Source organism: Streptomyces sp. NPDC049954, assembly GCF_040656295.1.
GTDB lineage: Bacteria > Actinomycetota > Actinomycetes > Streptomycetales > Streptomycetaceae > Streptomyces.
This window is the reverse complement of record NZ_JBFALS010000002.1, coordinates 313,920-336,341: the sequence shown is the minus strand read 5'-3', so window position 1 is coordinate 336,341 and position 22,422 is coordinate 313,920. Positions and strand designations below refer to the sequence as shown.

The window sequence follows — 22,422 nt, the reverse complement described above, 5'->3', positions numbered from 1 at the left end:
CGTGAAATGCCCGGAGGACTGTGGTTATGCTTGGGAGGAATAACCCTGCGGGTGGGTCTCCCGCCCGCTCGCCCCGAGCACCCCGGAGGTGCCATGCCCCCGCCGCCCGCATCCCCCTCTGCCCCCGCGTCCCCCGAGACACTGGAGATCCGGCATCTGCGCTGTTTCCTCGCGATCGCCGAGGAGCGCAGCGTGACGGGTGCGGCGGCCCGGCTCGGGGTGGGGCAGCCGGCCGTGTCCCGCACCCTCGCCCAGTTGGAGCGGGCGCTCGGGCTGCGGCTCGTGGACCGCTCCACGCACCATCTCGTCCTGACGGCGGAGGGCCTGGCCTTCCGGGAGCGGGCGGCCGTCGCGGTCGCCGCCTTCGCGCAGGCGGTGGGCCCGCCGGGCCCGCTGCGGCTGGGGCACGCGTGGTCGGCGGCCGGCCCGTACACGACGCCCCTGTGGCGCCGCTGGCACGAGGCGCACCCGGAGCTGCCGCTCGAAGTGCTGCGGATCGACGAGCGTACGGCGGGGCTGACGCAGGGCAGGGTGGATGTCGCGCTGCTGCGCGGGCCGGTCACCGCTCCGGGGCTGGTCACGGTCGAGTTGTTCACGGAGCCGCGCGTCGCGGCCGTCCCCTCGGACAGCCCGCTGGCGGGCCGCCGTTCGCTGGTCCTCACCGATCTCGCGCCGTACCCCCTGGCTCTCAACACGGTCTCGGGCACGACGACGACGGACCTGTGGCCGCCGGGCGCCGGTCCCGGTTCGACACGGACGGTCGCGAACACCGACGACTGGCTCGCGGCCATCGCGGCGGGCCTCGCGGTGGGGGTGACCGCGCGGGCCACGCAGGACGTGCACCCGCACCCGGGCGTCGTCTACCTGCCCTTGACGGACGCCCCGCCGCTGACCGTCTCGCTGGCCCGCAGGACGGGCCCGGTACGCCCGGAGGTCGCCGAACTGATCGCGCTGGCGCGGGAGGTCACCCGGGCGGGCGTCTCTCCTCAGGGCTCCGTGCGCTGAGCCCCCGCGCCGTCCCCGCTCCCGGTGATCGCCGCCGCGAGCACCTCCGCGAGGTGGCGGGCCTCGCGCCCCTCGCCGAGGTGGTCGATCTGGGTGCGGCACGAGTAGCCGTCGGCGAGGACGAGGGAGCTTTCGGGTGCGGTGCGCAGGGCCGGCAGGAGGCGGTCCTCGGCGCACGCGGCGGAGACCTCCTCGTGCCCCTTCTCGAAGCCGAAGTTGCCCGCGAGCCCGCAGCAGCCGCCGCTCAACTCGCCGCTGAGCCCCGCCCGTTCCCGCAGGCGACGGTCGGCGGTGTCGCCGAGTACGGCGTGCTGGTGGCAGTGGGTCTGCCCGACGACGGGCGCGTCGAGCCGGGGTGGTCGCCAGCCGGGTGCGGCCCGCTCCTCCAGGATCTCCGCGAACGTCCGCACTGTGGCGGCCAGTTCGGCGGCGCGCGGATCGTCGGGGAGCAGTTCGGGCAGGTCGGTGCGGAGGGTCGCGGCGCAGCTCGGTTCGAGGACGAGGAGCCGGAAGCCGTCCGCGCGGGGCAGGTCGCCGAGGGTGTCGAGGGTGCGGCGCATGGCGGTGCGGGCGAGGTCGAGCTGTCCGGTGGAGACGTAGGTCAGTCCACAGCACACCGCTCCCTTCCTGACCCAGTCGGCCTCCAGGCGCGCGGGGACGCCCGCGTCGGCGAGGACGGTGAGCGCGGCCCGGCCGACCCGCGGGCTCAGGTACTGCGTGAAGGTGTCGGGCCACAGCCACACCGTCGCGTCCGGGTCGCCGGGGCCCGGGGCCCGCCCCCGGCGCGGGACGAGGGGGCGGGGTGCGAGCGGCGGGATGTCGCGCGTCGGCGAGATCCCGGCGAGGCGCTTGGCGAGGGCGGCGAGCGGGCGCAGCCGGGCCGCCGCGTTGACCTGCCGGGCGAGGGGCGCGGACAGCCGCAGCAGGCGGGGCAGCCGGCCGAGCGCGTAGTGGCTCGCGGGCCGCCTGCGCCCGGCGTAGTGGTGGTGCAGGAACTCGGCCTTGTACGTGGCCATGTCGACGCCGACGGGGCAGTCGGAGCGGCAGCCCTTGCAGGACAGGCACAGGTCGAGGGCGTCGCGGACCTCGGTGGAGCGCCAGCCCTCGGTGACGAGGTCCCCGGCGAGCATCTCGTGCAGCAGCCGGGCCCGGCCGCGCGTCGAGTGCTCCTCCTCGCCGGTGGCCCGGAACGAGGGGCACATGACGCCGGGCCCGCCCGAAGGGCCGCCCGAAGGGCCGCCCGGTTCGCGGCACTTGGCGACGCCGACGCAGCGGCGTACGGCGGCCGAGAAGTCCCCGCCGTCCTGCGGGTAGCCGAACTCGACGTCGACGGGGCGGCGGGGCAGCGGCGCGAAGCGCAGGTTCTCGTCGAGTTTCGCGGGCCGCACGAGGATGCCGGGGTTGAGCAGGTCGTCCGGGTCCCACACGGCCTTGGCCCGCGCGAACAGGCCGGTCAGCTCGGGCCCGTACATCGCGGGCAGGAGTTCGGCGCGGGCCTGCCCGTCGCCGTGTTCGCCGGACAGGGAGCCGCCGTGCGCGACGACGAGCGCGGCGAGTTCCTCGGAGAAGCGGCGGAAGACGGCGACACCCTCGCCGCTGAGCAGGTCGAAGTCGACGCGGACGTGCACGCAGCCCTCGCCGAAGTGCCCGTACGGCGTGCCGCGCAGCCCGTGCGCGGCGAGCAGCGCGCGGAACTCCCGCAGGTAGGGGCCGAGCCGGGCGGGCGGCACCGCGCAGTCCTCCCAGCCGGGCCAGGCCTCCGTACCGCCGGGTCCCCGGGTCGCCGTACCGGCGGCGTCCTCCCTGATGCGCCACAGCGCGTGCTGGCCGGCCGGGTCGGTCACGAGCCGGGAGCCGAGCGCGTCGGCGGCCCGGACGATCTCCCCGGCGCGGTGCCGGGCCTCGGCGGGGGTGTCGCCGCCGGTCTCCACGAACAGCCAGGCCGCGCCCCGGGGCAGCGCGGAGGGGTCGGGCACGAGGTCGGCGGCCATGCCCTCGACGGTGAGCGGCCCGTACGGCAGGAGCCCGGGCGCGGCTTCGGCGGCGGCGCTCTCGTCGGCGTATCCGAGGACGGCGAGGGCGCGGGCCCGGGGCGCCTCGACGAGCCGGACGGTGGCCTCGGTGAGGACGCCGAGGGTGCCCTCGCTGCCGCAGAAGGCGCGGGCGAGGCCGGTGCCGTGCTCGGGCAGGAGCGCGTCGAGGGCGTATCCGGAGATGCGGCGCGGCAGCGCGGGGTAGCCGGTGCGCAGCAGCGCGAGGTTGCCCTCGACCAGGGCTCGCAGCCCCTCGGGCGCGCCGCCGTCCCAGCCCTCGCCGAGCCGGTACGCGGTGCCGTCGCCGGCGAGCACGTCGAGGCTCTCGACGTTGTCGGCGGTCGTGCCCCAGGCGACGGAGTGGGCGCCGCACGCGTTGTTGCCGATCATCCCGCCGAGGGTGCAGCGGGCGTGCGTCGAGGGGTCGGGGCCGAAGGTCAGCCCGTGCCCGCTCGCCGCCCGGCGCAGCGTGTCGAGGACCAGTCCGGGCTGGACGCGGGCGGTGCGGGCGTTCGGGTCGAGGTCGAGGAGGCGGTTCAGGTGCCGGGTGAAGTCGAGGACGACGCCGGTCCCGGTGGCCTGTCCGGCGATCGAGGTGCCGCCGCCGCGCGCCAGGACGGGCACCCGGTGCTCGCGGCACACCGCGAGGGCGGCCGCGACGTCCTCGGCGCCGCGCGGCGCGACCACGCCGAGCGGCACCCGCCGGTAGTTGGAGGCGTCCATGGTGGTGAGGGCCCGCGCGGTGACCGAGAAGTCGACGGGGCCGCGCACGGCGGCGGCCAGGTCCCGGCGCAGCGCCTCGGGGTCCGCGTCGAGGCCCGGGACCGCACCCGCGCCCGTTCCCGTACGCGGGCCCGTGGCCCCCGTCGTCTTCCTGCCGCTGCCGCCCCTGCCGCCCCGGTGCGCGAAGTCCGCCATGCCTCCCAGGAGATCACAGAGGAGACGGACGGCACGGGACGGCGCCGGGGTGCCCGGGGAAAGGTGCCGAGCGTGACGTACCCCGCATCCGCGACGGTCCCCACGCCCCGCCCGGAGGGGAGTTCGCCACACCCGGAGGGGAGTTCGCCCCGTTTCGTCCCATCTTGCATGGACGATTCCACCATCCCGCCGTCCGGGAGGTTCGTCTCATCCGACGGACGCGGGGGGCGCGGGGCCCCCGGGAGGTACTACGCTCGCGACGTGGCTGAGATCCAGATTCCCGCTGACATCAAGCCCGCCGACGGCCGTTTCGGCGCGGGCCCCTCCAAGGTGCGGACGGAGGCGCTGGACGCGCTGGCCGCCACCGGAACCTCCCTGCTCGGCACCTCCCACCGCCAGGCCCCCGTGAAGCAGCTCGTGGGCCGGGTCAGGGACGGGGTGCGCGACCTGTTCCAGCTGCCCGAGGGTTACGAGGTGATCCTGGGCAACGGCGGCTCCACGGCGTTCTGGGACGTCGCGACCCACGGGCTGATCGAGAACAGGTCGCAGCACCTGAGCTTCGGCGAGTTCTCCTCCAAGTTCGCGAAGGCGTCGAAGCTCGCGCCGTGGCTCGCCGAGCCGAGCGTCATCAGCTCCGACCCGGGCACCCACCCGGAGCCGGCCGCCGAGGCCGGGGTCGACGTGTACGCGCTGACCCACAACGAGACCTCGACCGGGGTCGCGGCGCCGGTCAAGCGCGTCGCGGGCGCCGACGAGGGCTCCCTCGTCCTGGTGGACGCGACCTCCGGCGCGGGCGGCCTCCCGGTCGACATCGCGCAGACGGACGTCTACTACTTCGCCCCGCAGAAGAACTTCGGTTCCGACGGCGGCCTGTGGATCGGCGTGTTCTCCCCGGCGGCGATCGAGCGCGCCGAGCGGGTGCACGCCTCGGGCCGGCACGTCCCGGAGTTCTTCAGCCTGCCGACGGCGATCGACAACTCCCGCAAGAACCAGACGTACAACACCCCGGCGCTGTCCACGTTGTTCCTGCTCGCCGAGCAGCTCGACTGGTTCAACGGCCAGGGCGGTCTGGACTGGGCGACGGGCCGCACCGCGACCTCGGCGCGCACGCTGTACGGCTGGGCCGAGGACGTGAAGTACGCGAACCCCTTCGTGACGGACCCGGCGAAGCGCTCGGCCGTCATCGGCACGATCGACTTCACCGAGGACGTGGACGCCGCCGCCGTGGCCAAGGTGCTGCGCGCCAACGGCGTCGTGGACACCGAGCCGTACCGCAAGCTGGGCCGCAACCAGTTGCGCGTCGCGATGTTCCCGGCGGTGGACCCGGCGGACGTCGAGGCGCTCACGAAGTGCGTGGACTACGTCATCGAGCAGCTCTGAGACGAGGCGCGGGGGACGGCTTCGCCGGTCTCCCCGCGCGCCGCGTGTGACGAACGGCCCTTTCCCGTACGGGTGTACGGGAAGGGGCCGTTCGTCGTGCGGCGGCGCCGCGGCTCAGTCCCGGTGGGCCCGGTACGTCGTGTCGGCGAAGTCGGCGTGGCCGCCGCTCGCGCCGAGATCCCAGGCCCACAGTCCGGTGAAGGCGCCCGTGAAGGCGGGGCGCGGTTCCTGCCCGGGGGCGGCCTCGTGTTCGCCCGCGTACTCGTCGGACAGGATCGCCGCGTCGAGTACGGGCCCGAGCGGGCGCCACTGTTCGGCCCGCCCGGTCCTGGGGGCGGGCGCCCAGGCGAACCGGGCGCGCGGGCCGTCGAGTTCGACGCGCAGCCGCAGCCGTACGGCGCCGGGCGGGAGGGCGACCTCGGCCTGCGGGTACGGGATGCGGCGGCCGTCGTCGCAGGTCATGACCTGGAGGAGGGCGCGGCCCTCGTCGTCGGCCGTGACGTACGCGAAGTGCCAGTTGCGGCTGTCGTAGTAGGCGGTGACCCCGGCCTGTTCGCGGTGGTCGGCGGGCGCGCAGTCGAGCGTGGTGTCGAGCGCGCAGCGGCGCGCGGTGACGCGGTGCGCGAGCAGGCTCGGGGTGCGCCGCCCGCGCGGCGACTGGCCGCCGTGCACCCGTACGTGGCCGGGGCGGGCGCCGAAGTCGAGCCAGTCGGCGGTGGCCGGGCGGCGCAGGGTGCTCCAGCCGGGGCCGGGGGCGTGCGCGCCGAGCGGCCGTACGGTCGTGCCGTCCGTGGTGGGCGGGGCCCCCTCCGGGAAGGGGTGCGGGGGCAGGCCGGGGGCGGGGACGCGTTCGGCGGGGACGCCGCCCTCGACGCGCGGCCAGCCGTCCGCCGACCACTCGACGCGCTGGAGGGCGGTCTCCCGGCCGCGTACGCACCGGCCGAGCGGGCTGTAGGGGCGTCCCACGAGGTGGGCGAGGTACCACTCGCCGCCCGGGGTCTCGACGAGGCTGCCGTGGCCGGCCTTCTGGAGGGCGAGTCCCGGCTGGTCCCGCGAGGTGAGGGTGGGTCCGGCCGGGTCGGGTTCGTAGGGGCCGGTCAGGGTGCGGGAGCGCGCGACGGTCACCTGGTGCTCGTAGCCGGTACCGCCCTCGGCCGTCACGAGGTAGTACCAGCCCTCGCGCCGGTAGAGGTGCGGGGCCTCGGTCACCCCGGTCTCGGTGCCGCCGAACAGGCGGTGGCGTTCGCCGGTGAGGCGGCCGTGCGCGCAGTCCCAGCGCTGGGCCTCGATCCCGGCGAAGGGGTAGTGGCCGGGCCGCGCGTCCCCGGCGGGCACGAGCATCCAGCACGAGCCGTCCTCGTCGTGGAAGAGCGAGGGGTCGAAGCCGCGCGCGTGCACCGGTACCGGGTCGCTCCACGGACCCTCGGCGGACGGGGCGGTCACCAGGTAGTTCTGGGTGTCCCACCAGCCGCCCTCGACGTTGTCGACGCGCGTGAAGACGAGGTGGAAGAGTCCGTGCGCGTACGACAGGCAGGGCGCCCACACGCCGCCCGAGTCGGGCACCCCGGTCAGGTCGACGAGCCGCCGCTCGCCGAGCGCCCCGGGCAGCGGGCGCCAGTGCACGAGGTCCCGGGAGTGGTGCAGGGTCACGCCCGGGTACCACTCGAAGGTCGAGGTCGCGAGGTAGTAGTCCGTGCCGACGCGCAGCACGGACGGGTCGGGGTGGAAGCCCGGCAGGACGGGGTTGTCGATCCACACCCGGCCGTCGCCGGTGGTCTCGGTGGTCATGCCGTCGCCGGTGGCACCGGTGGTCATGCCGTCCGTCCCTTCGGTGGGCGGTCTCGGCGACCACCCATTAGATCGATTCAATTGACACCCTTGCACGGCACGGGTGCGGGAGGAGTGCGACAGCGCATTCCCTTGAAGAACCACCCTAGGCCCTCACCACCCCATAGTGAATGGTTTCAATCCATTGCCCGGGAGCCGGGCGAGAGTGACGGGGGCCGACCGCCCCGTCAGCGGCCGCCCTTGCCGTTCCCGCCGCCCCGCCCGCCGAGCAGCCGTCGGCCGACGAGGACGACGCCGAGGGCGATGACGAACACGACGGCGACCTTGGAGAAGTCGGCGTCGAAGCCCGCGCCGTCGCCGTCCTGCGCTCTCCCCCCGCCCTTGCCGCCCCGGTCGCCCTGGTCGTTCTTGTCGCCCGGCGGGTTCGCGCCGCCCTTCTCGCCGGGCGCGGTGGAGGGGTTTCCGTGCGCGTCCTTCACGGGTTCGGGCTGGACCCGGCTGTGCTCGCCCTCGGAGCCGTACATGAGCGTCGTACCGTCCGGGGTGTACGTCATGGACTCGCCCTGGCGTTGCAGCGGGACGGAGAGCCGCCCCTCGGCCTTGGGCCGGCCGTCGTTCCAGGCGTAGGACTGGCCGCCGAAGTATCCGCGCAGCGAGAGCTGGCGGCCGTCCGGGGAGAAGGCGCCGTCGGTGACCCACAGGTCGACGGGGGCGAGCTCGCGGAAGACGTTGGTGCCGTGCGCGGTGAGTGTGCGCGGGCCTTCGTAGAGGGCGCCGCCCTCCTCCTTCTTCGACGCGATGTAGACGCGGCCGGTCCCGGGGTGGACCATCAGCGCCTCGGCGTTGCGGGGCCCGTCCGCGTACTGGACGGTGAACTGGGTGGCGCGCAGGGTCTGGTCGCGCAGTTCCTTCGGCTCGGGGAAGCGGTAGATCCACACGTGCGGCCATTTCCCGCCGAGGTTGTCGCCGATGTCGCCGAGGTAGATCTGGTGGCCGGGGCCGATGGAGATCGCCTCGACGTCGCGCGGGGAGCCGATCCCGGTGAGGGTGACGCGGGCGACGGTGCGGCCGGTGCGGCTGTCGACGGCGTACACGTAGGGGCCGTCGTCGCTGTCGTTGTGCGTCCAGTACACGCCCGGGTGCAGGGTGCTCGCGGCGAGACCGCTGGACTCGGTGACGCGCGGGTCCTCGATGGTGAACGCCTCGTGTCCGCCGTCGTCGGCGCGGGCGGGTGTCGCGGGCCCGCCGAGCACCCCGGTCAGGGCCCCGGCGAGCGACAGCAGCAGCGCGGCGAGGAGGGCGGGGCCCCGGGTGGCGCGCGGGGCGCGGGAGGCCCGGGTGCGGGGGCGGTCGGCGGGACGGCGGTCGACACGGCGGCGGAACGTGCGTGGGCGCATGGGGCCAGTCTCCCAAGCCGTACGGGGGCGGTGGGCGCGGTGTCCCGGCGGGGCCCTCGTGGCGATCGTCACCTCGCGGGTGGGGGCCGGGCGGGGCGGGGATCGCGGATGATGTTGCCCATGCGTTTTCTCTTCGTCGGCGACAGCCAGACCATCGGGCGGGCCGGCGACCACACCTGGCGTTACCGCATGTGGCAGCATCTCGGCGCGTCCTTCGGCGGCCCGTTCAAGATCGTGGGGCCGCGTGACGGGCTGTACGACCCCTCGGCCGACGCGCCCGTCTCGTACGCGTACGCCGACGAGGACTGGCCGCTGCACGCCCGCCGTCACCTCGCGGGCTGGGGCGAGGGCTGGCAGCACATGGTGCCGCTGATCGGGGACGCGGTGCGCGGCGGGAAGGCGCAGGTCCTGCTGGTCGCGCTGGGCCTGATCGACCTCGGTTTCTACACCAACAGCGAGCAGACCGCGGACAACGTGCGGCGCTTCTTCGAAGAGGCGCGCGCGGCGAACCCGGGGGTGCGGGCGGTGGTCCTGCCGGTGATACCCAATATCCGGGCGCAGGCCGACGACTCCTTCGCCGACGAGGTGGACCGCTTCAACACGCTGCTCGCGAAGACCGTCGCCGAACTCGACTCCCCGTCCTCCCCGCTCCTGCTGGCCTCGGTCCCGGAGGACTACGACATCCACCTCGACACCTACGACGGCACCCACCCGGGCCCCTCCGGGGAGCGCAGGATCGCGGCGGCCTTCGCGACGGCCCTGCACCAGGGCTGGGGGCTCGGCGGCCCGTACGCCGAGCGCTGAGCCCCCGGGCCTGGTGGGGGCCCGGTGGGTGTACGCGGTCCGGTGGCGGCCCCGCGCCACCGCGTCCCCGCGTCCCCGCGTCACCCGGACGGCCTACCGGGTTAGCCGCGGCGGCGGGACGGGCGCAGGCTCGTTCCACAGGCAGAAGGTTCGCCCCGACGTTGTGGAGGCCGCCATGAGTTCCGCTCCCTACGATCCGACGCACTCGCCCGGCCCGGAGTCCCCTTCCCGGCACGGCACGACCGGCGGCCGCACTCCGGGGCTCGTGGTGTTCGCCGCGGTGCTGCTCATGGTGAACGGCCTCCTCGGGGTGCTGAACGGGATCGCCGGTATCGCCGAGGACGACGTCTACACCCGGGTGAACGGCTACGTCTTCAAGTTCGACCTCACCACCTGGGGCTGGATCCACCTGGTGGTGGGCGCGCTCGCGGTGATCGCGGGTGCCGGGGTCCTGAGCGGGAAGGGCTGGGCGAAGGGCGTCGGCATCGTCCTCGCCGTGTGCGCGCTGGTCGCCAACTTCATGTGGCTGCCGTACCTGCCGTTGTGGGCGCTGGTGTCGATCGCGCTGTCCGTGGTCGTCCTGTGGGCCCTGTGCTCGGACACCGACGGGGGCGGGCGGCGAGGCTGAGGACGTGAGCCCCGGCGGGTCTGCCGGGGCTCTACGTGAACCGCCGGGTCCCTCGCACCTGGCGGTTCAGGTCTTCCCCAGGAGCCGCCGCAGCCACTCGGTGCGCGCGGCGAGGGCGCAGCGGGTGAGCGCGGCTTCGGGGGCGACCCCGTCGAAGCCGTGGAACCCGCCGGGCCACACGTGGAGTTCGGCGCTCCCCCCGCACTGCCAGATCCGGCTCGCGTAGGCGACGTCCTCGTCCCGGAAGGTCTCCGCCGAGCCGACGTCGATGAAGGCGGGCGGCAGCCCCGACAGGTCCTCGGCGCGGGCGGGCGCGGCGTACGGGGACACGTCGGGGCCGCCCCGCGCGTCACCGAGGAGGGCCTCCCAGGCCAGGTGGTTCGCCTCCCGGTCCCAGACCCCGAGGCCCGCCATCTGCCGGGCGGACGGCGAGTCGTTGCGGTCGTCGAGCATCGGGCTCATCAGCAACTGGCCGAGCAGCGCCGGGCCTTGACGGTCGCGGGCGAGCAGGGCGAGCGCCGCGCCGAGCCCGCCGCCCGCGCTGTTGCCCGCGAGCACGATGCGGCCGGGGTCGATCCCGGCCTCCCGCGCGTGCGCGGCGAGCCACACGAGGCCCGCGTAGCAGTCCTCGACGGGGGCGGGGTGCGGGTGTTCGGGCGCGAGCCGGTAGGCGACGGAGGCCACGGCGACACCGAGCCCGCCGACCCACGGGTCGAGCATGTGCAGGACGCTCACCCGGTGGTCGCCGGTGATCATCCCGCCGCCGTGGGCGTGGTAGACGACGGGCAGGCGCCGGTCACCGAGCCCGGCGGGGCGGACCAGCAGCAGACGCACCTCCGGTCCGCCGGGCGGCCCGGGCACGGCGCGCTCACTCACCTCGTACGTGCCGCCGGCCTGCAGCTCCTCCAGCGTCGGGCGCGGCAGCATCCGGGCGAGTTCGGCGCGCCGCCGGGGCAGCTCGTCGAGGCTGCGGGGCGGCGGCGCCTCACCGAAGGCGTCGAGTTCGGCGGCGAGTTCGGGATCGTAGGGCGGCGGCGGCCCGACCGGGACCGCCCCCGGTCCCGGCTCCGCGTCGGCGGGAGGGCGCTCCGGCCCGCCCGCGTGGCCCTTCCCGCCCGCTGGGCCCTTCCCTTCCGCGTGACTCTTCCCGCCCGCGTGGCCCTTCCCGCCCGCTGGGCCTTTCCCTTCCGCGTGACTCTTCCCGCCCGCGTGGCCCTTCCCGCTTCCGCCCATCGCTTCCCCTCCACCGCGTCCGCCGCGCCCGGCCCCGCGCCGGGGCGGCCGTACGGACTCAGTCTTTCCCCGTACGGCCGGGGCACGCCGCAGACGCGCGGCCGGGGGCGCGGGGCGGGGGATACGCGGGGCGCGGGGACACGCGGGGCCGGGCCGGGGAAACGCGGGGCGGGCCGGGTGTGTGCGGTGGTGTCGGTGGTGCCTACCAGCGGCCTTCCACCTGCGCGCGGATGCTCCGGTCGTAGAGGTCGCGGATCGCCTGGAGGGTCTGCCCGGACAGCGGCGGGAGTTCGCCGGCCGCCGCGTTGCCCCTGGCCTGCCCGGGGTTGCGGGCGCCGGGGATGACGGTGGTCACTCCGGGCTGCTGGACGATCCACCGCAGCGCGGTCTGCGCGGGGGTGGCGCCCTCGGGGGCGAGGGCCGCGAACTCCTGTGCCGCTTCCACCCCGGTGGCGAAGTCGACCCCGGCGAAGGTCTCGCCCTGGTCGAACGCCTCCCCGTGCCGGTTGAAGGTGCGGTGGTCGTTGGCGGCGAAGGTCGTGTCCTTCGTGTACTTGCCCGACAGGAGCCCCGAGGCGAGCGGGACGCGCGCGATGATGCCGACACCGGCCTCCCGCGCGGCGGGCAGCACCTGGTCGAGCGGCTTCATCCGGAAGGGGTTGAGGATGATCTGCACGCTCGCGACGCCGGGCCGGGCGATCGCGGTGAGCGCCTCCGCGCACGTCTCGACGCTCACGCCGTAGCCCGCGATCCGCTCCTCCTGGACGAGGGTGTCGAGCGCGTCGTACACCTCGTCCGAGGAGTACACGGCGGTGGGCGGGCAGTGGAGCTGCACGAGGTCGAGCCGGTCCACACCCAGGTTGCGGCGCGAACGGTCGTTCCACTGGCGGAAGTTGTCGAGGACGTAGTTCTCGGGGAGCTGGTCGACGCGGCGCCCCATCTTGGTGGCGACCATGAGGGGGGCGTCGGGCCGCTCCTTGCGGAAGGCCGCGATGGTCTGCTCGCTGCGGCCGTCGCCGTACACGTCGGCCGTGTCGAAAAAGGTGACGCCGGACTCGACGGCGGCGTCGAGCACCGCGAGCGCGTCCTTCTCGTCCACGTCGCCCCAGTCGGCGCCGAGCTGCCAGGTACCGAGCCCGACGGTCGAGACGGACCGCCCCAGCCTGCTGAATTCACGCGATTCCATGAGGGCAGTCTCTCAGCCGCAGGGTCCCGTGGCCCCGCGGCCTCGCCCGCCGGCCTACAGCCTCCGTCGCACCCCCGCAGCCGTACCATCCGGCCGCGTCTCAGTCCCTCTCGTGTCCGGGCCGGCCGTCCCAGCGCCAGGAGTCGAGCCGCTCCCGTCCGGGCAGGACCCCGCGCCCGGTGGCCCACAGCAGGGTCGGCCACGGCTCGTGCTCACGCGGTGCGCCGGGGAACAGCCGGCCGAGGGCGCGGGCGGCGAGGGGCGCGGGCGGATTCCAGTCGAGGCCGAGCCCGCGCGCGATGTCGTCGGTGTGCACGAGGGTCTCGACGACCCCCATGGCGGCGAAGCCCCGCGCGTCGGACCGTCCGAAGACGTGGTGCGCGCGGACGGCGGCCGGGGTGACCCGGACCATGGCGGCGAGCAGCGCCCCGCACGCCTCCAGCACCTGGAGCATGCCGGTGACGCCCGCCCCCGGGTCGGCGTGCACGGCGTTGGAGGGGGCGCCCGGCTGGGAAGGCGCCCACAGGAAGGGGACTTCGCCGGTCAGCGGGGGTGTGCGCGGACCGATCTGCACGGCGTAGGCGAAGAGGTCGTCGGCGAGGTGCCCGGCGGTGTCCCGGCAACTCCAGGTGAGCGGCCCGGCGGGCACCGCCCAGTCACCCCCGGCCGCCTCGGCGAGCGTGTCGGCACAGAGCCGTACGGCCTCCAGCACGTCGTCGGCGGGCTGGCTGACGGACTCGCCGGAGAACTCGCTGACGGGCTGACCGGCGGCGGGCGAACCTGCGGCACCGGGGGCGGGATGCGGAACGTAAGAGGTCATCGCGCTCACGGTGCCGGTGAGCGCCCCGGCCCGCAACCTCTTTCCCGGCGTCCCGGCGTCCCGGCGGCCCGGCCGCCCGCGCGTTTCCCCCTTCCTTCCCGACGGTACGGCCCTCCGGGTCGGGCGCCCTCACATGCGCGCGTGCCGCCCGCCGCCCTCCCGGGTGTCGCGGGCGGCCCGGTCGCGCCGCGCGCCACGCCGGGGCAGGGCCATCAGGGCGAGGACGACGGTGCGGGAGATGAGCCCGGCGAGCAGCGCCGTCCCGTAACCCGAGACGCCGAGTTGCAGGCCGAGCTGCCCGGTCGCCCAGGAGATCAGCAGCCACACCAGGGAGTCCTCGAAGACGCCGACGACCGCGAGGAGCAGCAGGACGACGGACGGCGTGTCACGGACGTTGTCGGAGGGCCAGGCCGAGATCAGCTGGTTCACAACGGTGTAGATGAGGTCGGCGAGCACGAAGGCGACCAGCACCGACACCGCGCCGGACACATGGAACTTGACTCCCGGGAGCAGGACCACAGCGAGGCCGATCCCTGGATAACTCCCCCACACTCTTCGCTTTCTGTTCACATCCATGGCCGAAGCTTCACGTGGAGGGCGGATGGAGGGAAGGGCCCGCGACCCCTCGGGGAACGGTTGTTACACACGTGACGTGCGGGTGACACGGGACCCGGCGGCGGTCAACTTCCCGCGAGCAGCGCCTCGGTGAGGTCCCGGAGGCGCCGGGCGGCCTCGGGGTCGAAGGAGCCGGAGTCGACGGGGATGCGGCGGCCCTCGACGTAGGCGCCGAGCGCCTGGGCCGGCGGGGTGTCGACGGCGGCGAGGACCGGCGGCAGCGCGGCCTCCACCGGCTTCGCGTGCTGCCGCATGGAGTGGATGTGGCGGGCCGTCTCGGCGTCGTACTCGCCGGAGAAACCGGTGGCGGTGACTCCGGGGTGGATCAGTACGTAGCGGATGCCGCTGCTCCCGTACTCCTCGGCGTAGGCGGTGCCCAGCAGGTCGTTGAGGACGCCGCCTTGACCGAGCGCGGCGCCACCGTGGTAGGCGCGGCTCAGCTGGAGGTCGTCCCAGTGCACCAGGTCGAGCGGCGCTCCCGGACCGGCCACGTTGACGACCACCGGACGCGCGGAACGCGCGAGCGGCCCGGCGAGGGCGCGTCCCAGCAGGTAGCGGCTGAGGTAGAACAGCGCGAAGTTCTCCTCGAAGCCCTCGGCGGTCACGGTGCGCCGCGAACGATAGTGGCGGGCGCACAGCACGAGCGCGTCGACCACCGGGAACCGCTCGGCGATCTCCCCGGCGGCGCGGGCGGTCCCGGCGAGCAGACTGAGATCGGCGGTGACGAAGTGGGCGCGGCCGAGGGCCCCGGCCGCCCGCGCGGAGTCGAGGAACCGTTCCCCCTTCGCGGGGTTCCGCCCGATGACGACGACGGTGTCCCCTCTGCCGAGGGCGTACTCGGCGAGGGCTCTGCCGATGCCGTCGGTCCCACCGGCGATGACCAGGGTCTTCATGGACGCTCTCCTCGTACGGGCGATCGTTGTGGCGCAGGAGGCATTCAACGGTGCGGTGCGCCGGGCCGGTTCCCCGATGAGCAGGTGCGAGGCGCGCCCCTCCGCGCTCGGCCTTCCCGTCGTGTCAGGGAGCAACAGTGGTCGTACGCGGCACATTCCGGGGCGCGCTCGGACCTGGCCTCCGGCGTGCGACGGATCTCGCCCGAACACGGCGGGAGACGGGCTCACTGGACGAGGCACTGCCGGGCGCGGGCCACGGCGCGCAGGCGTTCCGGGTGGCGCGGGAGGAACCGCACGCGGCGCCGGCCGCACCCCCGTCCCGCTTCACCAATTCCGGGCCCGTAAGGATCGACCGCCCCGCCGAGGAGATCGAGGCGGCGGTGGCCCGCGACATCGCGCGACCCCGACCACGGGGCATCGGCGACCTGACACCGCCGCCGGGCGGGACGGACGCCGGCAGAACTGCGGGGAGCGGGACGAGCAGGAGTACGCAGGAGCCCGGAGACGACGAGGGGGAGCGGCCGGGTCAGCGCGGCCAGGCCGTCAGGCGAACCGGGTCAGGCGAACCGGTTCAGGCGAACAACTGCCGGGCCAGCGCCTGCGATTCCTCCTCGGCGGCGAGCCAGCCACCGTGTCCACCGGGGAACAGCGCGAGTTCCAGACCGAGTTCCTCGGCGAGCAGGACGGCGGGCTGGTGGGACAGCGCCCCGCGCGAGGTGGTCCCGGCGGCGAGGACGAGCTGACCGGCCCGGGCGGCAGGGCGCAGCGCCTCGACGTCCGGGAGGTAGGAGGTGACGTCGCGCAGCTCGTACTCCAGGAAGTCCGGGAAGTTCCCCATGAGGCGCGCGGCGAGTTCGGGGGCGGGCTCCCAGTGCTGGTCCTCCCCGGTGGACCCGACCCCGGCCCCGAACTGCGCGCCCGCCGGGCCGGGCCCCTCCCGCCGGTAGGTGGCGTACACGTCGTCCACGAACGCCCGGTGTTCGGCGGCGCCGGGCAGCACCTGGAACACCGGGGGTTCGTGGGCGAGGAGCCGCGCGACGTGCTGCGGATACCGGGCGAGCAGATCGAGCCCGACGACCGCGCCGGAACTCCCGCCGAGCACGTAGGCGGGCCCGTCGGCGGCGCCGCCACGCTCCCGCCCGACCTGCCTGATGACGGCGAGCGCGTCATCGGCCTGGGTGTCGACGCGCAGCGTCTGGCGGGGCCCGTCGAGCGTGCTGCGGCTGTACCCGCGCGGGTCGAAGGCCACGACGGTGAACGCGTCGGCGAACAGCGCCCCGAAGGAGTCGTACACCCCGGCGTCACCGCCCCCGCCGGGCAACAGCAGCAACAGAGGCCCGCTCCCGCGTACTTCGTAATGCAGGGTGGCCCCAGGGACTTTGAGCTGTCCGGTGGCGGGAGAGGCGGCGTTGACGTCCATGACGGCAACATAACGTGACGGGCCGAAGATTCACCCCCGATTTTCCGCCGCCCCCGTCAGGGCACGACGGTCAGGGCGACGCCCACCATCTCGTGCAGCAAATCGGCGTCCACGAAGGAGTATTCACGGGTCGGCCGGGACCGCCAGTCGAGCGGCCAGGTGAGCCCTTCGAGCGCGGGCACCCCGACATAGGCGAGCCGGCCGTCCCCCTTGTGCAGCACCCGCGCCCCGGCGGGCCAGCGCCGATCACCGGCGGTCCCGGGCGCGAGCAGGAAGTACATCGCCCGCCCCCCGCTCAACTCCCGCACGACGGGCCCGGCCTCGAAGTTCGTGAACTGCATGATCTCGTAAGCGACCTGCTCCCCGAGAAACCCGGCGATCCGCACGGCATCGAAGTGCACCCCGACATGCCGCAGAGCGTGCCCGTGGGCGGGAATCCAGTCGTGGACGGGGACGGTGGCGGGCCGACGACGTGATGTGGGTGAAGTTTTCCGTTCCATGAGCATGAGGGTGGGGGGCGCTCACATACTGTGACCAGCCCTACACGCGACGGGTGTGGGGCTGTGCACCTTCAGGAGGTCCTGTGCACGGTGGTGAACGCCGCAGGCGAAGGCCGGACGGCAACGCCGAGATGTTCGGAGCGCTACTCCGCTTCTACCGGGAGCGGGCGCGGCAATCGCTCGATTCGCTCGGGAAAACGCTCGGGTACTCGAAATCGCAAGTGGCCATGGTGGAACGTGGTGAACGACCACCGAAGGGCAGATTCGTCCCCCTGGCCGACGAAACCCTGGGCGCGGACGGCGCACTTCTCGTAGCGGCCGCCAAGCTCAAGGGCGGCCCGGACCCGTACTGGTTCGAGGACTACCGGTCCGAGGAGGGCAGAGCCACCGTCCTCAACTCGTACCAGGTGCAGGCGATCCCGGGCCTGCTCCAGACCAAGTCCTACGCTCACGCGATCTTCAACGCCCATCGCCCGGCAGAGGACGAGGAACTGATCGAGGAGCGCCTGGCCTACCGACTCGACCGAGCCAAGCTCTTCGAACGCAAACCGGTCTGCGTCATGAGCTTCATCATCGAAGAGCAGATCCTGCGCCGCCCGCTCGGCGGAAACGCCGCACTCAAGGAAACGCTCCTGAACGTCCTCGACGTCGGCCGCCTCCGGCACGTGGACATCCAGGTCATGCCGACCGAAGTCGAGGAGCACGCAGGACTCGACGGGTCAATGGTCCTGCTGGACACAGCCGATCACACACAGGTCGCCTACGTGGAATGGCAGGGCGGCGGACGCATGATCACGGACGCGGCCGACCTGTCCATGCTGCACGTCCGCTATGGCACGATGCGCACGCAAGCGCTCAGCACGAAGGCTTCTGCCGATCTGATCCACGAGGTGGCAAGCAACCTATGACTGTGGCCAACCCTATTTGGCGCGCCTCCAGTTACTGCGGCTCACAGGGCGGTGACTGCGTCGAGGTATCCACCGAAGCGCGCGTCGTCAGGGTCCGCGACTCAAAGAACACGAACCGCCCGCCCCTGAGCTTCGACAACGGCGCCTGGGCTGGACTTCTGGGGTACCTCACTGCCGGAAGGCCCACTCATTGAGACGCAAGCCGGAAACAGGAACAGCCAGAGCCCAGAAAGCGAAACGGCTTCGCCATGACGGGACACATGGCCGGATATGTCCACTAAATACCGCTATGGCGGATTCTCGCGAAGTTGCTAAAACCACCCCTCACGCCGGATAAAGCCGCAGGTCAGCAAGGGTGGTCCCCGCGCACGCGGGGATGGTCCCGCGCTGTGGACACCGCCGTCCTCGTCGATGTAGTGGTCCCCGCGCACGCGGGGATGGTCCCGCGCTGTGGACACCGCCGTCCTCGTCGATGTAGTGGTCCCCGCGCACGCGGGGATGGTCCCCAGCCGACCGTCGGCATCCTCCACCCCGGCAGGTGGTCCCCGCGCACGCGGGGATGGTCCCCCCGAAGCTGTGCCCGAAGGGCTGCGGGAGCAGTGGTCCCCGCGCACGCGGGGATGGTCCCGTGGCCGAGCCGCTGGGCACCACAGGCGCACGGTGGTCCCCGCGCACGCGGGGATGGTCCCCGAGACCGCCGAGGCCCGGCGGCAGCGGTACGGTGGTCCCCGCGCACGCGGGGATGGTCCCACCATCCGACTCAGACGCGGAGGATCAGCAGGGTGGTCCCCGCGCACGCGGGGATGGTCCCGCCGAAGGGCCCGGCGGACGGGTGTCTCGCCGGTGGTCCCCGCGCACGCGGGGATGGTCCCGTCGTCCCGATCTGCGCGCGGCTTGCCCTTGTGTGGTCCCCGCGCACGCGGGGATGGTCCCATGGGCCGCCTGGCCGCCTGGCGCCTGTGGCGGTGGTCCCCGCGCACGCGGGGATGGTCCCAACAACGCGGACGACACCCAGTACTGGCAGTGGTGGTCCCCGCGCACGCGGGGATGGTCCCGCCCGTCGTCCTGTCTGCCCAGAGTGCGGTGCGTGGTCCCCGCGCACGCGGGGATGGTCCCTGCGCATCCAGGGAGGGGCGCAGTGGCAGCCGGTGGTCCCCGCGCACGCGGGGATGGTCCCAGCATGGACGACCAAAGGACTTGCAGAACCTTGTGGTCCCCGCGCACGCGGGGATGGTCCCTGGGAGAGCGTCGCAATCCGCGACATCATCGCCTTGTGGTCCCCGCGAACGCGGGACGGCCCCCAGCTCTGTTCTCGTGACGCCCCAAGCTGGGTGGACCCGGTCATGATCCCGGTACGCGACGGGATGACCGAAGACAGGGTGCCGGTTATGCGCAGCGGAAAGGCCCCGCAGGAGTGCCCCTGATCGCCCGTCCACCAGCGCCGCCCAGTCCCCGCCCGTACCCCCGTACCCCCGTACCCCCGGAAACGGCGAGGCCCCGGCCGCGCGACCACCCTCCCCCGGCCACTGTCACCTCACAACGGCCCCCGGTGCCGAACTCCGGCCCTGGCCCTGGTCCTTCGCGGCCTGGTCCGCCGCCGCCCCGCCCCCGTAGTACGCGATCTTGTCGTCCAGAACAGCCATGGCCCGGTGCAGTGCCGTCACCCGCTGCTCCAGAGCAACCCGGTGCTCGCGGAGGAAGACGACCCGGTCCTGCGCGGGTCGTTGTGCGCGCAGGATGGCGACGAAGCCGCGCAGGTCCGCGATGCCGAGGCCCGCGTCGCGGAAGCAGGTGACCAGGCCGATCCAGAAGACGTCGTCCTCGGTGTACTGCCTGCGCCCGCCCGGGGTGCGGCCGATCGGGCCGATGAGCCCCTCCCGCTCGTAGTAGCGCAACGTCTCGATGGAGACGCCGGTACGGTCGGCGGCCGCCGACGGGGGAAGAGTGATCACGGAGGGGCTCCTTAGGTGACTGCGCCCGCGCTACCTGGCTTCGGCGAAGCGCGCCACGTGCTCGTCGCTGAGCCGCACACGGCGCGCGGCGAGTGCCTGCTCGATCTGCTCGACGCGGCTCGCCCCGACGATGGGATCGATGCCCTGCCGCATCAGCCAGGCGAGGACGACCTCGTTCCTCGTGGCCGACAGTTCAGCGGCGACCTCGTCCAGGACCGTGAGCACACGGGTGGTTCCGGGGTGATCATAGGACTGCGGAAGTGGCTTGTCCGGGCGTACGTAGGAACCCCACAGCAGCGAGCTGTACGACCACACCGCGAGCCCCTCCGCGCGCGCGAGGTCCAGGTCCTCGGCGGTGAGCATGCGGTGACCGCCCTCCGCGACAGGGGTGAGGGGACGCTGCTGGACGAGCGAGTGCCGCAACTGCACGGCCGTCCACGGCTCGACTCCCTGCTCCCGGGCGAGCGACCGGGCCCGTTCGACGCGCCAGGCGGGGTGGTTGGCGGCCCCGACCCGCAGGGCCGTTCCCTTCGCGACCAGTTCGCCGAACGCGCCGACCGTCTCCTCCAGCGGGACGGCGCGGTCCTCGGCGTGGGCCCAGAGGAGGTCGACGTGGTCGACCCCGAGCCGCTCCAGGCTCTCCTCCACACCGGACTGGACGGCGCGGGCGGACAGCCCTTCGGCGCTCTCCGGCCAGGAGTGCGCGACGAGCGGGTTCTGCCGGACCTTCGTCGCGATCCGTACCGTGTCGCGCACCCCCGGGCGGGCCCTGAGCCAGGAGCCGAGGACGCGCTCGCTGGCGCCCCCGACGCCGCTGGGGTCGCTCCAGAAGGAGTAGCAGTTCGCGGTGTCGAGCCAGACACCGCCGCCGGCGACGAAGGAGTCCAGGATCGCGAAGGCCCGGTCGGGCTCGACGCGGGCCCCGAAGTCCATGGTGCCCAGGACGATTTGGGGTTCGGTGTTGTTCATGTCGTTCATCCTCGAACCTGTAGCGCGCTCCAGGTCAAGAGCGAGGGACGCGACGCGGAGAAGCACGGAGGCGAGGACCGCAGGCGAGGACCGCAGGGCGGGGACGGCCGGACGAGGACCGTAGGGCGGGGGCCTGAGGCCCGAGGTCTCAAAGGCGGACCGAGACCTCCACCGTCACCTCGTCGCCCACCGAGAGGCCCACCCGTTTGCGTACCGCCGCCTTGAGGGGCAACAGGTAGCCGCCGTCCTTCGGGAAGAGCGAGGTGGTGAAGACGGTCGCGCCGACGCGCGCCTCGACGGGGATCACGCCCCACCCGTAGGTGGCCGTCGCGGCCACCTCGCCGATGTCGGCGGCCTGTTCCTCGGGTAGGGGTGCGAAGTAGAACGGTGAGGGGCCCCGCCACTCGATCACACGGCTGGTGAAGGCCAGTTGCATCCCGTCGTCCCCCTTGAGTCCCGCATCCCGTCACCCCGTTCACGGAGCGTCTCGGACGCCGGTCACCCTATACGGGAGGCCAGTTGGGGCACCCCTTCGGTGCCACGCGGGGTGCCTGAGAGACGCCTGAGAGGTGCCCGGGAGGTGCCTCTCCGCGCCACCACCACTCGCCCCTCCGGTCCTTCGACGATCACCGGCGTGCCGCCGCTCCCGGGACGGACCGTGTGCGCGGCTCCCGCCGACATCAGAACAGCTGTCCCGCCCGCACCGACACCGGCACGTCCGTCCACCTCGGTCTCCGGCCGGCCGTCGAGGACGAGCCGCCCGCCGAGGCCCCGCGCGGGGATCCCCACCCCCGCGCGAGGCCGGGAAGCCGTGCGGTCACGCGCCCGGTACGCGGTCCAGGAAGCCCGTCACCGTACGGACACGGCCGTCCTCGGCGAGGGTGACGACGTCGAAACCGGCGACCGGCGCGGAGCCGTCCCCCGAGGACACGAGGTCCCACGTGAACCGCACCACGTCGTGATGGGCGTCCGGCGTTCCGGTCGGGCGGAACGTGAAGCCGGGGAACTGCGCGTGTGCCCCGCGGATCGCCGCGACGATCTGCTCCCGGCCCGAAGCCACCCCCAGCGGATCGGTGTACGTGGCGTCCTCGGCGAACGCCTCCCCCACCGCCTTCTCCAGCTCCCCCGCGTCGCCCGTGGCGTTCCAGGCGGCGAAATACCGTCGTACGGCGTCCTCGTGGCGGCTCATGCTGGTCCTCTCCCTCACTGCTGCGGGCCCCCGCGCCCGGCCGGCGCGGACAGGGGCGGCACCCGTCCGGTACGAGGACCGCCCCGGCCTCTCGACCCCTTCACCGTCCCGTACCGGCCCCAGCGGCGCGATTACGCGCGAGGTAATGCGAACCGGTGTGGGCCCGCACCCCACGGATCCAGTGCGCGCCCGGGGCGGGGTGGGACGTCCGGGAGGGACAGGTGGTCCCGAAGGCCAGGCGACGGTGCGCGGGACGCGACCGAGTACGGGACCGGCCGCCGCGCCGCCCTTACCGTCACTCACCCCTTCAACTGCGTGAACCGCAGCCGGTTGCCGAACGGGTCACGCAGGCCGCAGTCGATGCCGTACGGACGTTCCGTGGGCTCCTCGATGAACTCGACGCCCTTCTCCCGCAGCGTCTCGTACGTCTTGCGGCAGTCGTCCGTGGTGAGGATGAACCAGCCGCCCATCGCCCCCTTCGTCACCAACTCCCGTACCTGCCGCGCCGTCTCCTCCGACATGCCGGGTCCGCCCGGCTTCTCCAGCAGGACCTGCCGCTCCGGGTGGCCGGGGACGGCGACCGTCAGCCAGCGCATGGGGCCGAAGTCGATGTCCTCGACCACCTCCAGGCCCAGCTTGCCGACGTAGAAGTCGAGCGCCTCGTCCTGGTCGAGGACGAACATCTGCGAGTGCGTGATCGCGTTGAAGAACATGCCCTGACGCTACTGAGCGCACGGCCGGAAAACTTATCCAAAACCGCTGCGTTCGCTCAGGCGGTCTCCGG

20 protein-coding genes, 1 pseudogene and 1 CRISPR repeat array are annotated in these 22,422 nt (G+C 73.6%); of the genes and pseudogenes, 6 read left to right on the top strand and 15 right to left on the bottom strand.

Annotated features, from left to right (window positions below):
• Positions 1-93: 93 nt before the first annotated feature.
• Positions 94-1,005 carry a LysR family transcriptional regulator gene (locus AB0J21_RS05020; protein ID WP_363144409.1) on the top strand — a complete coding sequence of 304 codons (912 nt, stop codon included), beginning with the start codon at positions 94-96 and terminating at the stop codon, positions 1,003-1,005.
• On the opposite strand, the gene AB0J21_RS05015 is transcribed toward AB0J21_RS05020, so the two are convergent.
• Entirely contained in the window at positions 987-3,956 is a 2,970-nt protein-coding gene (locus AB0J21_RS05015) for an FAD-binding and (Fe-S)-binding domain-containing protein (RefSeq protein ID WP_363144408.1), read from the bottom strand. The two genes, AB0J21_RS05020 and AB0J21_RS05015, sit on opposite strands and share 19 nt — an antisense overlap.
• 261 nt (positions 3,957-4,217) lie before the next feature.
• Between AB0J21_RS05015 and serC the strand changes: the two genes are divergently transcribed.
• Positions 4,218-5,336: a phosphoserine transaminase gene (gene serC, locus AB0J21_RS05010; RefSeq protein WP_363144407.1), complete on the top strand. Its 1,119-nt coding sequence runs from the start codon at positions 4,218-4,220 to the stop codon at positions 5,334-5,336.
• 114 nt (positions 5,337-5,450) lie between these two features.
• Here serC and AB0J21_RS05005 read toward each other — a convergent pair whose 3' ends face one another.
• Entirely contained in the window at positions 5,451-7,151 is a 1,701-nt protein-coding gene (locus AB0J21_RS05005; RefSeq protein ID WP_363144406.1) for a glycoside hydrolase family 43 protein, read from the bottom strand.
• 200 nt (positions 7,152-7,351) lie between these two features.
• The gene (locus AB0J21_RS05000; protein ID WP_363144405.1) at positions 7,352-8,521 is read right to left on the bottom strand and encodes a WD40 repeat domain-containing protein; all 1,170 of its coding nucleotides are present in this window, start codon (positions 8,519-8,521) and stop codon (positions 7,352-7,354) included.
• Between the two features lie 120 nt (positions 8,522-8,641).
• On the opposite strand from AB0J21_RS05000, the gene AB0J21_RS04995 reads away from it, so the two are divergent.
• Positions 8,642-9,325 carry a GDSL-type esterase/lipase family protein gene (locus AB0J21_RS04995; RefSeq protein WP_363144404.1) on the top strand — a complete coding sequence of 228 codons (684 nt, stop codon included), beginning with the start codon at positions 8,642-8,644 and terminating at the stop codon, positions 9,323-9,325.
• Positions 9,326-9,500: 175 nt separating this feature from the next.
• Positions 9,501-9,953, top strand: a complete 453-nt coding sequence (locus tag AB0J21_RS04990) for a hypothetical protein (protein WP_363144403.1) — start codon at positions 9,501-9,503, stop codon at positions 9,951-9,953.
• A 66-nt stretch (positions 9,954-10,019) separates the two neighbouring features.
• On the opposite strand, the gene AB0J21_RS04985 is transcribed toward AB0J21_RS04990, so the two are convergent.
• The 7 genes from AB0J21_RS04985 to AB0J21_RS04955 all read right to left on the bottom strand — a co-directional run bounded on the left by AB0J21_RS04985 (position 10,020) and on the right by AB0J21_RS04955 (position 16,620).
• On the bottom strand, positions 10,020-11,186 hold the full coding sequence (locus AB0J21_RS04985) for an alpha/beta hydrolase (RefSeq protein ID WP_363144402.1): 1,167 nt from the start codon (positions 11,184-11,186) through the stop codon (positions 10,020-10,022).
• Between the two features lie 202 nt (positions 11,187-11,388).
• Entirely contained in the window at positions 11,389-12,372 is a 984-nt protein-coding gene (locus AB0J21_RS04980; RefSeq protein WP_363144400.1) for an aldo/keto reductase, read from the bottom strand.
• 100 nt (positions 12,373-12,472) lie between these two features.
• Complete coding sequence (locus AB0J21_RS04975; protein WP_363144399.1) at positions 12,473-13,192, bottom strand: hypothetical protein; 720 nt, start codon at positions 13,190-13,192, stop codon at positions 12,473-12,475.
• A gap of 129 nt (positions 13,193-13,321) precedes the next feature.
• Entirely contained in the window at positions 13,322-13,711 is a 390-nt protein-coding gene (locus AB0J21_RS04970; RefSeq protein WP_363144397.1) for a hypothetical protein, read from the bottom strand.
• Between the two features lie 161 nt (positions 13,712-13,872).
• A complete protein-coding gene (locus AB0J21_RS04965; protein ID WP_363144396.1) occupies positions 13,873-14,700 on the bottom strand; it encodes an SDR family NAD(P)-dependent oxidoreductase in 828 nt (275 codons plus the stop codon).
• A gap of 571 nt (positions 14,701-15,271) precedes the next feature.
• On the bottom strand, positions 15,272-16,120 hold the full coding sequence (locus tag AB0J21_RS04960; protein ID WP_363144395.1) for an alpha/beta hydrolase: 849 nt from the start codon (positions 16,118-16,120) through the stop codon (positions 15,272-15,274).
• A gap of 56 nt (positions 16,121-16,176) precedes the next feature.
• Positions 16,177-16,620, bottom strand: a complete 444-nt coding sequence (locus AB0J21_RS04955) for a hypothetical protein (RefSeq protein WP_363144394.1) — start codon at positions 16,618-16,620, stop codon at positions 16,177-16,179.
• 83 nt (positions 16,621-16,703) lie between these two features.
• On the opposite strand from AB0J21_RS04955, the gene AB0J21_RS04950 reads away from it, so the two are divergent.
• Positions 16,704-17,528: a helix-turn-helix transcriptional regulator gene (locus tag AB0J21_RS04950; RefSeq protein WP_363144393.1), complete on the top strand. Its 825-nt coding sequence runs from the start codon at positions 16,704-16,706 to the stop codon at positions 17,526-17,528.
• Positions 17,525-17,722 (top strand): DUF397 domain-containing protein, encoded by a 198-nt coding sequence (locus tag AB0J21_RS04945; protein WP_363144392.1) that lies wholly within the window; start codon positions 17,525-17,527, stop codon positions 17,720-17,722. The genes AB0J21_RS04950 and AB0J21_RS04945 overlap by 4 nt, the downstream gene beginning before the upstream one ends.
• 161 nt (positions 17,723-17,883) lie before the next feature.
• A CRISPR array of direct repeats spans positions 17,884-18,830; the repeat unit is 29 nt; unit sequence GTGGTCCCCGCGCACGCGGGGATGGTCCC.
• A gap of 308 nt (positions 18,831-19,138) precedes the next feature.
• On the opposite strand, the pseudogene AB0J21_RS04940 reads toward AB0J21_RS04945, so the two are convergent.
• The 5 genes and pseudogenes from AB0J21_RS04940 to AB0J21_RS04920 form a co-directional block, all read right to left on the bottom strand.
• Positions 19,139-19,480, bottom strand: a pseudogene (locus AB0J21_RS04940) (MerR family transcriptional regulator); the annotation flags it as partial.
• Positions 19,481-19,510: 30 nt separating this feature from the next.
• Positions 19,511-20,449: an aldo/keto reductase gene (locus AB0J21_RS04935; RefSeq protein ID WP_363144391.1), complete on the bottom strand. Its 939-nt coding sequence runs from the start codon at positions 20,447-20,449 to the stop codon at positions 19,511-19,513.
• A 148-nt stretch (positions 20,450-20,597) separates the two neighbouring features.
• Positions 20,598-20,885, bottom strand: a complete 288-nt coding sequence (locus tag AB0J21_RS04930) for a DUF1905 domain-containing protein (RefSeq protein ID WP_363144390.1) — start codon at positions 20,883-20,885, stop codon at positions 20,598-20,600.
• 381 nt (positions 20,886-21,266) lie between these two features.
• Positions 21,267-21,638: a nuclear transport factor 2 family protein gene (locus tag AB0J21_RS04925; protein ID WP_363144389.1), complete on the bottom strand. Its 372-nt coding sequence runs from the start codon at positions 21,636-21,638 to the stop codon at positions 21,267-21,269.
• 299 nt (positions 21,639-21,937) lie between these two features.
• Positions 21,938-22,351: a VOC family protein gene (locus AB0J21_RS04920; protein ID WP_363144388.1), complete on the bottom strand. Its 414-nt coding sequence runs from the start codon at positions 22,349-22,351 to the stop codon at positions 21,938-21,940.
• Between the last annotated feature and the right edge of the window lie 71 nt (positions 22,352-22,422).

Coding starts and splice junctions, on each gene's coding strand:
- AB0J21_RS04985 (WP_363144402.1), bottom strand. CDS start 11,186: ATGGGCGGAAGCGGGAAGGGCCACGCGGGCGGGAAGAGTCACGCGGAA.
- AB0J21_RS04920 (WP_363144388.1), bottom strand. CDS start 22,351: ATGTTCTTCAACGCGATCACGCACTCGCAGATGTTCGTCCTCGACCAG.
- AB0J21_RS04935 (WP_363144391.1), bottom strand. CDS start 20,449: ATGAACAACACCGAACCCCAAATCGTCCTGGGCACCATGGACTTCGGG.
- AB0J21_RS04990 (WP_363144403.1), top strand. CDS start 9,501: ATGAGTTCCGCTCCCTACGATCCGACGCACTCGCCCGGCCCGGAGTCC.
- AB0J21_RS04925 (WP_363144389.1), bottom strand. CDS start 21,638: ATGAGCCGCCACGAGGACGCCGTACGACGGTATTTCGCCGCCTGGAAC.
- AB0J21_RS04965 (WP_363144396.1), bottom strand. CDS start 14,700: ATGAAGACCCTGGTCATCGCCGGTGGGACCGACGGCATCGGCAGAGCC.
- AB0J21_RS05015 (WP_363144408.1), bottom strand. CDS start 3,956: ATGGCGGACTTCGCGCACCGGGGCGGCAGGGGCGGCAGCGGCAGGAAG.
- AB0J21_RS04995 (WP_363144404.1), top strand. CDS start 8,642: ATGCGTTTTCTCTTCGTCGGCGACAGCCAGACCATCGGGCGGGCCGGC.
- AB0J21_RS05000 (WP_363144405.1), bottom strand. CDS start 8,521: ATGCGCCCACGCACGTTCCGCCGCCGTGTCGACCGCCGTCCCGCCGAC.
- AB0J21_RS04975 (WP_363144399.1), bottom strand. CDS start 13,192: ATGACCTCTTACGTTCCGCATCCCGCCCCCGGTGCCGCAGGTTCGCCC.
- AB0J21_RS05005 (WP_363144406.1), bottom strand. CDS start 7,151: ATGACCACCGGTGCCACCGGCGACGGCATGACCACCGAGACCACCGGC.
- AB0J21_RS05020 (WP_363144409.1), top strand. CDS start 94: ATGCCCCCGCCGCCCGCATCCCCCTCTGCCCCCGCGTCCCCCGAGACA.
- AB0J21_RS04955 (WP_363144394.1), bottom strand. CDS start 16,620: ATGGAACGGAAAACTTCACCCACATCACGTCGTCGGCCCGCCACCGTC.
- AB0J21_RS04980 (WP_363144400.1), bottom strand. CDS start 12,372: ATGGAATCGCGTGAATTCAGCAGGCTGGGGCGGTCCGTCTCGACCGTC.
- AB0J21_RS04945 (WP_363144392.1), top strand. CDS start 17,525: ATGACTGTGGCCAACCCTATTTGGCGCGCCTCCAGTTACTGCGGCTCA.
- AB0J21_RS04960 (WP_363144395.1), bottom strand. CDS start 16,120: ATGGACGTCAACGCCGCCTCTCCCGCCACCGGACAGCTCAAAGTCCCT.
- AB0J21_RS04930 (WP_363144390.1), bottom strand. CDS start 20,885: ATGCAACTGGCCTTCACCAGCCGTGTGATCGAGTGGCGGGGCCCCTCA.